This is a genomic window from Diaminobutyricimonas sp. LJ205 (assembly GCF_009755725.1).
In the GTDB taxonomy this organism is placed as follows: Bacteria; Actinomycetota; Actinomycetes; order Actinomycetales; family Microbacteriaceae; genus Ruicaihuangia.
In genome coordinates this window covers 1294845-1307791 of record NZ_CP046619.1, presented here as the reverse complement: position 1 = coordinate 1307791, position 12947 = coordinate 1294845, and the positions used below count along the sequence as shown (strand labels likewise).

General features: G+C 65.3%; 11 protein-coding genes. 2 read left to right on the top strand and 9 right to left on the bottom strand.

What is annotated here, in order from left to right:
• The first annotated feature begins 187 nt into the window (after positions 1 to 187).
• Positions 188 to 748, top strand: a complete 561-nt coding sequence (locus GO591_RS06205; protein ID WP_157156022.1) for a PKD domain-containing protein — start codon at positions 188 to 190, stop codon at positions 746 to 748.
• 100 nt (positions 749 to 848) lie between these two features.
• On the opposite strand, the gene ctaF is transcribed toward GO591_RS06205, so the two are convergent.
• The 5 genes from ctaF to GO591_RS06180 form a co-directional block, all read right to left on the bottom strand.
• Positions 849 to 1268: an aa3-type cytochrome oxidase subunit IV gene (ctaF, locus tag GO591_RS06200; RefSeq protein ID WP_157156021.1), complete on the bottom strand. Its 420-nt coding sequence runs from the start codon at positions 1266 to 1268 to the stop codon at positions 849 to 851.
• 3 nt (positions 1269 to 1271) lie between these two features.
• Positions 1272 to 3017: an aa3-type cytochrome oxidase subunit I gene (ctaD, locus tag GO591_RS06195; RefSeq protein WP_157156020.1), complete on the bottom strand. Its 1746-nt coding sequence runs from the start codon at positions 3015 to 3017 to the stop codon at positions 1272 to 1274.
• A 6-nt stretch (positions 3018 to 3023) separates the two neighbouring features.
• The gene (ctaC, locus tag GO591_RS06190) at positions 3024 to 3887 is read right to left on the bottom strand and encodes an aa3-type cytochrome oxidase subunit II (RefSeq protein WP_157156019.1); all 864 of its coding nucleotides are present in this window, start codon (positions 3885 to 3887) and stop codon (positions 3024 to 3026) included.
• A 100-nt stretch (positions 3888 to 3987) separates the two neighbouring features.
• A complete protein-coding gene (erpA, locus tag GO591_RS06185; protein ID WP_157156018.1) occupies positions 3988 to 4335 on the bottom strand; it encodes an iron-sulfur cluster insertion protein ErpA in 348 nt (115 codons plus the stop codon).
• A 29-nt stretch (positions 4336 to 4364) separates the two neighbouring features.
• Entirely contained in the window at positions 4365 to 5747 is a 1383-nt protein-coding gene (locus tag GO591_RS06180) for a dipeptidase (RefSeq protein ID WP_157156017.1), read from the bottom strand.
• A gap of 50 nt (positions 5748 to 5797) precedes the next feature.
• Here GO591_RS06180 and GO591_RS06175 point away from each other — a divergent pair, with 50 nt between their 5' ends.
• Entirely contained in the window at positions 5798 to 6367 is a 570-nt protein-coding gene (locus GO591_RS06175) for a DUF3043 domain-containing protein (RefSeq protein WP_232466360.1), read from the top strand.
• A 218-nt stretch (positions 6368 to 6585) separates the two neighbouring features.
• Here the strand turns inward: GO591_RS06175 and GO591_RS06170 are convergent, their stop codons facing one another.
• From GO591_RS06170 to dnaE, 4 genes are read right to left on the bottom strand one after another with little or no spacing between them, the layout of a single operon-like run.
• A complete protein-coding gene (locus tag GO591_RS06170) occupies positions 6586 to 7620 on the bottom strand; it encodes a quinone-dependent dihydroorotate dehydrogenase (protein WP_157156015.1) in 1035 nt (344 codons plus the stop codon).
• A gap of 12 nt (positions 7621 to 7632) precedes the next feature.
• Positions 7633 to 8118, bottom strand: coding sequence for a transcriptional regulator NrdR (gene nrdR, locus GO591_RS06165; protein WP_157156014.1), 486 nt, complete (start codon positions 8116 to 8118; stop codon positions 7633 to 7635).
• A 20-nt stretch (positions 8119 to 8138) separates the two neighbouring features.
• On the bottom strand, positions 8139 to 9446 hold the full coding sequence (gene hisD / locus GO591_RS06160; protein WP_157156013.1) for a histidinol dehydrogenase: 1308 nt from the start codon (positions 9444 to 9446) through the stop codon (positions 8139 to 8141).
• 22 nt (positions 9447 to 9468) lie between these two features.
• The gene (dnaE, locus tag GO591_RS06155; protein ID WP_157157800.1) at positions 9469 to 12930 is read right to left on the bottom strand and encodes a DNA polymerase III subunit alpha; all 3462 of its coding nucleotides are present in this window, start codon (positions 12928 to 12930) and stop codon (positions 9469 to 9471) included.
• Positions 12931 to 12947 lie beyond the last annotated feature (17 nt).

Below are 12947 nucleotides of genomic sequence, written 5' to 3'. Positions count from 1 at the left end.
CACACCATCCGTCACGCAAGACCGCGTCGACCTCTCGGTTGACGTCACGGTTGGCGACAACGGATCTCGGGGCAGCGACGGCCGTGGCCGATCAGGTGGAACTGGTTCAACTGGCTCCGCTTCACCGAGCACGCCTTTGCCGCCTCCGCCCCCACCGTGTCCTGGCTACGCCGTCATCAATGGACTCGTGGTCTGCGACATCGGCTACAGCACACCGCTGGGTGGCACTCCCCCAACCGAACCAGCCGACCCTGCCGTCGGCCGCGCGATCACTCTGTCTGACATTGCAAGCTTCCGCGCGAGTGCGGGCAACCAGGCAATGGAACCCGACGGCTGGATCGTCGTCGGGCTCGACACGAACTTCTACGCGTCTGCCTCCCAGCACACGCGCTCGGGCAGCCTGTTGGACAGGCCGGCCGAGGTCCGCTTCACCCCGGTCGCCTACCGCTGGCACTATGGCGACGGCACCGGCCAGGTCGTATCCACCCCGGGCGCCAGTTGGTCCGCGCAGGGCCTGCCCGAGTTCTCGCGCACGCCCACCAGCCACGTCTACGCCGCGCCAGGGAGCTATGTGATCACCCTGACGGTGCACTTCTCCGCGGAGTATCGCTGGGCAGGCAGCGGCTGGACTCCCATCAGCGGCACCCTGGCGGTGCCGGCGAACGAGCTCGTGGCCACGGCCGGAGACATCCGCACTGTCCTGGTCGCCCAACACTGTGCGCAAAACCCGTCCGGACCCGGTTGCTGAGGATCACCGGGCGCCCGATGCTACCGCGCAGAGAACGTCAATCAGGCAAAAGAAAAGGGCGGGAGCAGCAAATGCTGCTCCCGCCCTTCTGCCGCCAGGGTTAGCGGGCGAAGCTTCCGCGGTAGTACTCGTATACCCAGCCGACGAGCGCGACGATGGTCAGCGCGACACCGATCCAGATGATCCAGAAACCAACTGCGAGGCCGAGCATGATCAGTGACGCGGCACCAGCGAGGGTGATCGGCCACCAGCTCCACGGGCTGAAGTGGCCAAGCTCCGGGTCGCCGTCGTCGATGTTCGCGTCGACGCGGTCTTCGGGCAGTTCCCCACCCTGCGACCGGTGCACCTTGCCCAGGTAGAACGCCAGGAAGGCTGCCAGGGCCGCGGCCAGGCCGAGAGCGATCGCGCCGGCCCATTCGAGCTGGCCGTCGTAGTACTCCAGCGCCCAGATGATGTACATGACATCGACGAGCACGAAGAAGACGCACAGCACCCAGTAGAGGACGACATTAGCCTTCATGAACTACTTCACCTTCTTGTCGGTCAGGTCGACGACGGGCGCCTCGGGTGCGTCTTTGATCGGTCCGGCACCGATCCCGACCGGCACACCCGCCTCGGGGTGGTGCAGGTCGAAGGCCGGGGACTCCGAGCGGATGCGCGGGATCGACGTGAAGTTGTGCCGCGGCGGCGGGCATGAGGTGGCCCACTCCAGCGAACGGCCGTAACCCCACGGGTCGTTGACCATGACCTTCGGCGCGGTCCGGGCGGTGACGAACACGTTCAGGAAGAACGGGATCATTGAGGCACCGAGGATCATCGCACCGATGGTGGACAGCTGGTTCATCCAGGTGAGGCCGTCCTCAGGCATGTACGTCGCGTAGCGGCGGACACCGCCCTGCACGCCGATCCAGTGCTGCACGAGGAACGTGGTGTGGAAGCCGATGAACAGCATCCAGAAGTGGATCTTGCCGAGACGCTCGTTGAGCATCTTGCCGGTCCACTTCGGCCACCAGAAGTAGAAGCCACTGAACATCGCGAAGACCACCGTGCCGAACACCACGTAGTGGAAGTGCGCCACGACGAAGTAGGTGTCAGAGACGTGGAAGTCAAGCGGCGGCGAAGCCAGGATGACGCCGGTCAGGCCACCGAAGGTGAAGGTGATCAGGAAGCCGATCGCCCAGAGCATCGGGGTTTCGAAGGTCACCGATCCGCGCCACATGGTGCCGATCCAGTTGAAGATCTTCACACCCGTCGGCACCGCGATGAGCATGGTCATCAGGGCGAAGAACGGCAGCAGCACCGAGCCGGTCACGTACATGTGGTGCGCCCACACGGTGATGGACAGCGCAGCGATCGCGATCGTCGCATAGACCAGCGTCTTGTAACCGAAGATCGGCTTGCGGCTGAACACCGGCAGCACTTCGGAGATGATGCCGAAGAACGGCAGCGCGATGATGTACACCTCAGGGTGTCCGAAGAACCAGAACAGGTGTTGCCAGAGGATGGCGCCACCGTTCTCGGGGTTGTAGATGTTCGCGTCGAACACCCGGTCGGCGCCGAGGCCGAAGAGCGCGGCGGCCAGCACCGGGAAGGCCAGCAGCACGAGGATCGAGGTCACCAGGATGTTCCAGGTGAACACCGGCATGCGGAACATGGTCATGCCAGGCGCGCGCATCGTGATGATCGTGGTGATGAAGTTCACCGCACCGAGGATGGTTCCGAAACCGCTGATCGCAAGGCCGAATACCCAGAGGTTGCCGCCGAGTCCTGGCGAGAACGTCGTATTGGACAGCGGCGCGTAGGCGAACCATCCGAACGAGGCCGCACCCTGCGGGGTGATGAAGCCGGCGACAGCCATCAACGAGCCGAAGTTAAACGCCCAGTAGGCGAACGCGTTCAGACGCGGGAAGGCGACATCCGGCGCACCGATCTGCAGCGGCATGAGCACGTTCGCGAATCCAGCGAACAGCGGCGTCGCGAACATCAGCAGCATGATCGTGCCGTGCATGGTGAACAGCTGGTTGTACTGCTCCTTGGTGGCCACGATCTCGAGGCCAGGAGCGAACAGCTGGGCGCGGATGACGAGAGCCATCACGCCACCGATGCAGAAGTAGAGGAACGACGTGATCAGGTACATGTACCCGATCGTCTTGTGGTCGGTGGAGGTGATCCACTTGACAAGGATGTTGCCCTTGCGCTCAACCTTCTGCGCGCCGAACGGTGCGGACGTCGCTTGAGGAGCCTGAGGCCTGGTTTGTGTCGTAGTCATGATGCCCTACTCGTCGCCACGGGTGCCGGTGTTGCCGGGCTGGTTCTGGTTTGCGTCGTACTCGCCGCTCAGCTGGCCGGTGTTGCCTTCGGCGCGGAGGCTGGCGATGTACGCGTCGTACTCGTCCTGCTCGACAACCTCAACCTGGAAGAGCATCAGCGAGTGGTATTCACCACAGAGCTCGGCGCACTTGCCTTCGTAGGTGCCGGTCTTGAGCGGTTCGAAATACATGTAGTTGGACTTGGCCGGAACCATGTCCTTCTTGTAGAGGAAGTCGATCACCCAGAAGGAGTGAATGACGTCGCGAGACTCGATCTTGATCTCGACCGTCTGGTTCACCGGCAGGTAAAGCTTCGGCAGCGACTCGGGGTCGATGGTGTTGTTCGGACCGGTCTCACGAGCCTGCTCGCCGGCGAAGAAGACATCCTCGCTGACGTAGTTGAAGTCCCACGCCCAACGCTTGCCGTAGACCTCGATCTCGACGTCAGCCGGCTCGGCGTGCGGCGCCTCGATGGCTTCCTGGTCACGCGCGGTGAAGGCGAAGAAGCCGATCACCAGGATGAACGGGATGACCGTGTAGAAGATCTCGATCGGCATGTTGTACCGCAGCTGCACGGGCAGGCCGGTCTGGCCCTTCCGGCGACGGTAGACGACGGCCGCCCAGATAATGAGGCCCCAGGTGATCACACCGACAACCAGCAGGATGAGCCAAGAAGTTACCCAGAGACCGATGACACGATCAACGTGGTTGGTGATACCCGCTTCCGCCGGCAAAAAGCCGTTCAGTTGCGCTTGGGTACATCCTGCAAGAACGATGGCTACCGCAATTCCAATCGGAATTGTGGCCCACCGACGATGATTTGAGCGCACCTCTGACCTCTCGAGTAATGCTTTGGGGACTGTGCTTCCTAGCCATCCTATAACCACGAAGGGCGCCGACCGATGGTCGACGCCCTCCGTGTTGCCACTCTCAGTGGAACGAATCACCGCATGCGCAGCTGCCTGTCGCGTTGGGATTGTCAATCGTGAAGCCCTGCTTCTGGATGGTGTCCTCGAAGTCGATCTTGGCTCCGTCGAGGTACGGCACGCTCATCTTGTCGACCACAACCTCGACGCCATCGAAGTCGACGGTGACGTCACCGTCGAGCAGTCGCTCGTCGAAGTAGAGCTGGTAAATCAGTCCGGAGCATCCGCCCGGCTGGACGGCCACGCGAAGACGCAGGTCGTCGCGACCCTCCTGCTCGAGCAGGCTGCGAACCTTGCCTGCTGCGGTCTCGCTCAGGCCAACGCCGTGGGCGGCGGTGATCGTGTCGGTCATTAGCCCTCCTTAGGGAAATCGAAGTAATTCTACGCGCGCGCGTTCAGCTTCGCGAGCAAGAGCGCCTCGGTCAGGATGGCGCGGTGGAAAACCCCGAGGTGAAGCGACTCGTTCGGCGCGTGCGCCCGTGAATCCGGGTCTTCGACGCCGGTGATGAGGATCTGCGCATTCGGGTACATCTCGACCAGGTCGGCGACGAACGGGATGGATCCGCCCACGCCCATCTCCACCACGGGAACACCCCAAGCTTCGGTCATGGCGTCCTTCGCCTCGGCGATCGCCCACCCGCTCGTGTCGACCAGGAACGGGTCGCCCAGGTCGACGTCGTCGATCGTGAGCGCTGCACCGAACGGCACGTTGGCGTGCAGGTGAGCCTTGAGCGCCTCAAGGGCGTCGACGGCGGTCTGCCCGGGTGCGATGCGCGCGCTGATCCGCACCGTGACCGACGGAATGAGCGTGTTCGAGGCGTTCTGCACGGTCGGCGCATCGATGCCGGTGACGGTCAGGCTGGGCTGGTCCCAGATGCGGCTCAAAATGCTGCCCCGGCCGATCGGGCTGACCTCGTCTGGCAGGCCGGTTTCCTCGCGCAGCTTTTCCTCTGAGTAGTCGGGCGTGTCGGCCTCGCGCGAGTGCAGCCCCTTGACGGCCACGGCGCCGTCCGCGTCGTGGAGGCTTGCGAGCAGCGGCACCAGGGCAAGCATGGCGTCCGGCACGGCCCCGCCGAACATCCCGGAATGCAGGGCGTGGTCCAGCGTGCGGACGGTCAGCTTGAAGGTGACGTTGCCGCGCAGGCCAACGGTGATGGCTGGCGTGGCGAGATCCCAGTTGCCGGAATCGGCGACGACGATCGCGTGAGCGGCGAGCTCCTCGCGATGCTGCTGCAGGAAGTTCTGGAAGGACCGGCTGCCGAACTCTTCCTCGCCCTCGATGAACACCGCGATCCCGAGGTCGAAGTCGGACCCCATTGTTTCGACGAGGGCGCGGATCGACGCCACGTGCGCCATCACGCCGGCCTTGTCATCCGCGGCCCCGCGTCCGTACAGCCGGTCACCGATGACCGTGGGTTCGAACGGTGGGGTCTGCCAGTCCTCATCCTTTCCGGGCGGCTGAACGTCGTGGTGCGCATAGAGCAGCACGGTGGGCCTGCCGTTCTTGGCGGCGCGGCGTGCGAGCACGGCGGGCTGGCCGAGCCGCTCCCCCGTGGTGATCGGGGCGCGGGAGATCTGCACCGAGTCGAAGACGCCGAGTCCGGTCAGCAGATCGCGGATTGCCTCCGCACTGGCCTGCACATGCGCCGGGTCGAACCCATCCCACGAGACGGACGGGATCCGCACCAGCCGCGACAGGTCGGCGATCGCGGAGGGCAGGCCTTCCTGGACAGCTTCGTGGAGCTGCAACTCTCTATCAGTCATGCGGGTAATCTTAAGAGACCCCATTCTCAAGGAAATTCTTCGTGGCCAAAATATCTGACAACACTCCCGCTCCAGACTCTGAGGCGGAGCCCACCGACGGCGCCGTCGGCAAGGGCCAGCCCACCCCCAGTCGCAAGGAGCGCGAGGCGGCCAACAAGCGTCCCCTCGTCCCTGGCGACCGCAAGGTAGCCAACAAGGAAGCCCGCGCCAAGATGGCCGAGGCTCGTGAGAAGGCGCGCATCGGCATCGCCAACGGCGAGGAACGCTACCTACCCGAGCGTGACAAGGGACCGCAGAAGCGCTACGTCCGCGACTATGTCGACGCGCGTACCAGCATCGGCGAGTTCATGATCCCGGTGATGTTCCTCGTGATCATCATCACGTTCGTGCCTGACCCGTCCACCCAGGTCATTGCGATGCTGACCCTGTGGCTGTTCTTCGGCCTCGCCGTGATCGACAGCGTGATCCTCGGATTCCTGGTCCGCAAGAAGCTGCGCGTGAAGTTCGGCGAAGACAGGGTGGAGCGTGGCGTGCGCTGGTACGCGGCCATGCGCAGCCTGCAACTGCGCGTTATGCGGCTGCCGAAGCCGCAGGTCAAGCGCGGGCACTTTCCCAAGTAGTCCCCTCCGCCGATTGAGGATCACCGCGAGCGAAGCGAGTGGCGCGTCTCGAAATCACCCATTCGCCCCTGCGCTGCGGTTTTGTGACCGCACAGAGGTTTGGCCACCGCCATCTGGGAGTGCGCGGAGTTTCGAGGACACCGCGGAGGCTTGAACCAGCGCGCGGTCAATGAAACACCGCGCAGATGGTGCCGTCAGGCGCCCGGGGGTCACCGTTCCTAGGCGGAGGCGCGGAGCTTCAGCAGGCCGCGGTTGATCTGGCGCGCCCACAGCGGGCCGCGGTAGATGAACGCGGTGTAGCCCTGCACGAGCGTCGCGCCGGCGGCGAGTCGCTCGGCGACATCCGCGGCGGTCTCCACTCCCCCGACTGAGATCACGCACAACTCAGGGGGCACGACCGTGCGGATGATCCTCAGCACTTCGAGCGACCGCTCCTTGAGCGGCGCCCCGGAGAGACCACCGGCACCGGCCCCGGCGACGGTGGCGGCATCCGTTCGCAACCCGTCCCGGGACAGCGTGGTGTTCGTCGCGATGATTCCGGCGAGGCGCAGATCAACAGCGAGCCGCGCGATCCGCTGCACCTGCTCGTCGGTGAGGTCTGGGGCGATCTTCACCAGCACCGGTGTCCCGTCGGCCTCGTCGCGCACCGCACGCAGCAGCGGGGCGAGCTTGTCCAGTTCCTGCAGGCCGCGCAGTCCGGGCGTATTCGGCGACGAGACGTTGACCACGAGATAATCCGCGGCGGGTGCGAGCAACCGCGTGCTGGCGAGGTAGTCGTCGATCGCGTCGTCGACCTCGACGACACGGGACTTGCCGATGTTCACTCCGATCACCGGGCGGATTCTCGCGGATGCCGCGATCCTCAGCCGACCGGATGCCGCGGCCGCACCCTCGTTGTTGAAGCCCATCCGGTTGACCACCGCGCGGTCCGGGATCAACCGGAACAGCCGCGGACGGTCGTTGCCCGGCTGCGGCCTCGCGGTGATCGTGCCGACCTCGATGTGACCGAAGCCGAGCTGACCGAGCCCGAAGATGCCCTTGCCGTCCTTGTCGAATCCGGCGGCGACGCCGAACGGTGAGTCGAAGTGCAGGCCGAGCGTGTTCACCGCGAGCGTCGGATGCGGCCGGGTGTACCGCCGCACCAGCTTTCCGACGCCGAGCGTCGGCAACCGCTTGATGACGGCGAACGCCAGGTGGTGCGCGTCTTCGGGGTCGAGCCTTGACAGGAACAGGCGAAAGAGAAGTGGATACATGCCTGGATCAGGCTACTGGTCGGCGCCGGCGTCAGCGGACTCCAGCCGCTGCTCGCGCTCCATCCGCAGCACCGCGATGGCGCCTTCGAAGTCCTCGAGCGAGTCGAACCCCTGATAGACGCTCGCGAAGCGCAAGTACGCGACCTCGTCCAGTTCCTGCAGCGGGGGCAGGATCGCCAGCCCGATGTCATTGGCCTCGATCTGCGATGCCCCGGTCGAGCGGATGGTCTCCTCCACGCGCTGCGCCAGCACGGCGAGGTCGGAGTCGGTGACCGGTCGACCCTGGCAGGCCTTGCGGACGCCGGCGACGATCTTCTCGCGGCTGAACGGCTCGACGACGCCGTTGCGCTTGATCACGTTGAGGCTCGCGGTCTCGGTGGTGGAGAAACGGCGACCGCATTCCGGGCACTGCCTGCGACGCCGAATCGACAGCCCGTCATCGCTGGTGCGGGAATCGACGACGCGACTATCGGGGTGGCGGCAGAACGGGCAATACATGGTGAGTCCAGATTAGGGCGTCAGCCTGAGAAGCGGACGCTGATGGCGTCGCCGTGCCCTGGCAGGTCCTCGGCAGTGCTGAGAGCGACGATGCGCTCTTCGACCTCGGCCAGCGCGGCACGGTCGTACCGGATGACCTGCTGCGGCCGCAGGAAGGTGTACGCACCGAGCCCGGATGAGTACCGTGCCTGCCCGCCAGTGGGCAGCACGTGGTTGGAGCCGGCAAGGTAATCGCCGAGGCTCACCGGCGAGTGCTCGCCAACGAAGATCGCCCCTGCACTGTCGATCAGCGCGAGGGTGGCGTCGTCATTCGCGGTGTGCAGTTCGAGGTGCTCGGGACCGTAGGCGTTGCTGAAGTCCGCGGCATCCTGCACCGTGTCGACCAGCACGATCGCCGATTGCCGTCCGCCGAGCGCTGTGAGCACGCGGTCCCGGTGGCGGGTGGATGCGGCGAGCCGGTCCAGTTCGGAGGCGACCGCGTCTGCGAGTTCGATCGCGTCGGTGACCAGAACCGATGAGGCCAGCTCATCGTGCTCGGCCTGGCTGATCAGGTCGGCGGCGATCAGGGTTGCGTTGGCGGTCCCGTCGGCGATGATCAGGATTTCGGTCGGACCGGCTTCGGCGTCGATGCCGACGACGCCCTGCACGGCCCGCTTGGCGGCGGCGACGAAGAGGTTGCCGGGGCCGGTGACGACGTTCACCGGGTCAAGCCCGATTCCGGGCACCCCGTAGGCGAAGGCGCCGATCGCGCCGGCGCCGCCCATGGCATAGACCTCGTCGATGCCGAGCAGGCCAGCGGCACCAAGAATGGTGGGGTGCACCGACCCGCCGAACGCCTTCTGCGGCGGTGACGCCAGCGCGATCGAGCGCACTCCGGCGACCTGGGCGGCGACGACGTTCATCACCACGCTGGACGGGTAGACGGCCTTGCCGCCGGGAACGTACAGGCCGACCCGGCTGACCGGCTGCCAGCGCTGCTCGACGATCGCGCCGGTCGCCAGTTCGGTGCGTGCGGGCGGCGGCACCTGCGCGGCGGTGGCCACGCGAACCCGGACGATGGCTTCCTCGAGTGCGGCGCGCACGGCTGGAGTGAGGGCCTCGGTGGCCGCAGTGATCTCGCCGGCGTCAACGCGCACGGCTGCCGGCCGGACCCCGTCGAAGCGTTCCGCCTGATCGAGCAGGGCGTGCTCACCCCGCGCCCGCACATCGCCGATGAGTTCACCGACCGCACCGGAGACCGAGGAGATGTCGCTCTGGGTGCGCGGGATGAGGGCTAGCAGTTCGGCCGGAGTGGGGCGGGTTCCCCGCAGATCGATTCGCTGAATCACTCGTCAATCGTAGTCTTCAGCATCACACGAAGCAGTTCGGGCCGAGCAGGCTCTTCAGTTCCCCGAACAGGTCGGCGCTGATCCGCACCGGATGCGGGATCTCGAACACCCGCGCGGTGTCGCCCTTGATCAGCCGCAGCCGCACCTCGTTGTCGCCGCGGTGCCGACGGAAGACCTCGTGCAGTGATTGCACGGTGTCGGTTGTCGCGCGGCGTTCGGCGAGCGAGATCTGCAGCGGCCCGGAGCCCATGGCGTCGCCCACGTCGGGCTTGAACATGGTCACCGCGTGCAGGTTGACCCCGTCGTCCCGCTGGCTGACGCGCCCCTTCAGCACGATGATCGAGTCGGCCTCCAATTGCGGCGAGAACTCGAGATACGTCTTGCCCATGAACATCACGGTGATCTCGCCGCCGAAGTCCTCGACCTGGATCATGCCGTACTGGTTGCCGGAGTTCCTCGCGGTGCGGTGCTGCACGCTGGTGACCAGTCCTGCGATGGTGACCTGCTCACCGTCCCTCACGGTCTCCCCCGCGAGGATGTCGGCGATCGACACCGACGCATGCTTGGCGAGGGTGACTTCCAGCCCGGCCAGCGGGTGATCCGAGACGTACAGGCCAAGCATCTCCCGCTCGAAGGCCAGCTTGTCCTTCTTGGACCACTCCGGCCGGTCGGGGACCTTCGCGGTCTCCTGCGGTTCGTCGAACAGGCTGTCGAAGTCGAAGCCGACGTCGCCGTGCTCTTCGGCGCGCTTCTCCTTCACCGAACTCTCGACAGCGGACTCGTGGATTTCGAGCAACGCACGGCGGGTGGCGCCGAGCGAGTCGAACGCGCCGGCCTTGATCAGCGATTCCACGGTGCGTTTGTTCGCCGCCTGCAGCGGGATCTTCTTCAAAAAGTCGTGGAAGGAGGTGAACCGCCCCTTCGCCTCGCGCGCGGCACGGATCTGGTCGACCACGGCGAAACCGACGTTGCGCACGGCGCCCATGCCGAAGCGGATGTCGGAGCCTACGGCGGCGAAGTACCCGATCGACTCGTTGACATCCGGTGGCAGCACCTTGATGCCCATTCGGCGGCACTCGTTGAGGTAGATCGCCAGTTTGTCCTTGGAGTCGCCGACGCTGGTGAGCAGCGCGGCCATGTACTCGGCCGGGTAGTGCGCCTTGAGGTATGCCGTCCAGTACGAAACGACACCGTAGGCAGCGGAGTGCGCCTTGTTGAACGCGTAGTCGGAGAAGGGCAGCAGGATGTCCCAGAGCGCCTTGATCGCCGGCTCCGAGTACCCGCGTTCCTTCATGCCGCCGGAGAAGCCCTCGTATTGCTTGTCGAGTTCGGACTTCTTCTTCTTGCCCATTGCGCGCCGGAGGATGTCGGCCTGGCCGAGCGAGAAGCCGGCGACCTTCTGCGCGATCGACATCACCTGCTCCTGATAGATGATCAGGCCGTAGGTACCGCCGAGGATCTCCTTGAGAGGCTCCTCGAGTTCCGGGTGGATCGGGGTGATCTCCTGCAGTTTGTTCTTGCGCAGCGCGTAGTTGGTGTGCGAATCGGCACCCATCGGGCCCGGCCGGTAGAGCGCGAGCACCGCGGAGATGTCTTCGAAGTTGTCTGGCTTCATCAGCCGCAGCAACCCGCGCATCGGGCCGCCGTCGAGCTGGAACACGCCCAGGGTGTCACCACGGGCGAGCAGATCGTACGAGGCCTGGTCGTCGAGGCTCAGCGCCTCGAGGTCCAGTTTCTCGCCGCGGTTCATCTCGATGTTGTCGAGGGCGTCGGAGATGATCGTCAGGTTCCGCAGGCCGAGGAAGTCCATCTTGATCAACCCGAGCGATTCACACGCCGGGTAGTCGAACTGGGTGACGATCTGGCCGTCCTGCTCGCGCTTCATGAGCGGGATGATGTCGATCAGCGGCTCGTTCGACATGATCACACCGGCGGCGTGCACGCCCCACTGCCGCTTGAGGTTCTCCAGGCCGAGCGCAGTGTCGAAGACCGTCTTCGCGTCGGGGTCGGTCTCGACGACGGCGCGAATGTCTCCGGCTTCCTTGTACCGCGGATGCTCCTTGTCGAAGATGCCGGTGAGCGGGATGTCCTTGCCCATCACCGCGGGCGGCATCGCCTTGGTGAGCTTCTCGCCCATGCCGAACGGGAAGCCGAGCACGCGCGAGGAGTCCTTGAGTGCCTGCTTGGCCTTGATCGTGCCGTAGGTGACGATCTGCGCGACGCGCTCGTCGCCGTACTTCTCGGTGACGTACTTGATCACTTCGCCACGGCGCCGGTCGTCGAAGTCGACGTCGAAGTCGGGCATCGAGACGCGGTCCGGGTTCAGGAACCGTTCGAAGATCAGGCCGTGCGCGAGCGGGTCGAGGTCAGTGATGCGCATCGCGTACGCGGCCATCGATCCGGCGCCGGAGCCACGGCCGGGGCCGACTCGGATGCCGTTGTCCTTCGACCAGTTGATGAAGTCGGCAACGACCAGGAAGTAGCCGGGGAAGCCCATCTGAATGATGACCTGCTTCTCGTACTCGGCCTGCTTGCGCACGTTCTCCGGGATGCCGCCGGGGTAGCGGTAGTGCAGCCCCTTCTCGACCTCCTTGATGAACCAGCTGTCCTCGGTCTCCCCCTCGGGCACCGGGAAGCGCGGCATGTAGTTCGCGTTCTCGTCGAAGCTCACGTCGCACCGCTCGGCGATGAGCAGCGTGTTGTCGCAGGCCTCGGGGTGGTCGCGGAACAGGTGGCGCATCTGCTGTGCGCTCTTCAGGTAGAACTCGTCGGTGTCGAACTTGAACCGGTTGGGGTCATCGAGGGTCGACCCGGACTGCACGCAGAGCAGCGCGGCGTGGCTCGTGGAATCGTGCGCGTGGGTGTAGTGCAGGTCGTTGGTGGCGACCAGCGGCAGGTCCAGTTCCTTCGCCAGCCGCAGCAGGTCATCCATGATGCGACGTTCGATGCCCAGTCCGTGGTCCATGATCTCGGCGAAGTAGTTCTCCTTGCCAAAGATGTCACGGAAGTCGGATGCCGCCTTCTTGGCTTCCTCGTACTGGCCGAGCCGGAGCCTGGTCTGCACCTCGCCGCTCGGGCAGCCGGTGGTCGCGATCAGGCCCTTGCCGTAGGTCGACAGCAGCTCGCGGTCCATGCGCGGCTTGAAGTAGTAACCCTCGATCGACGCCTTTGACGACAACCGGAATAGGTTCTGCAGACCCTCGCTGGTCGAGGCGAGCATGGTCATGTGCGTGTACGCACCCGAGCCGGACACGTCGTCACCGCCGCCGTTGCCCCAGCGCACCCGGGTCTTGTCGGACCGGTGCGTGCCAGGCGTCAGGTACGCCTCGGTGCCGATGATCGGCTTGATTCCTGCGGCGGTTGCGGTCTTCCAGAAATCGTAGGCACCGAACACGTTGCCGTGGTCGGTGACGGCGACGGCCGGCATCCCCTGCTCGACCGCCGCGTCGATCAGCGGCTTGACGCGAGCGGCCCCGTCCAACATCGAGTATTCGCTGTGCA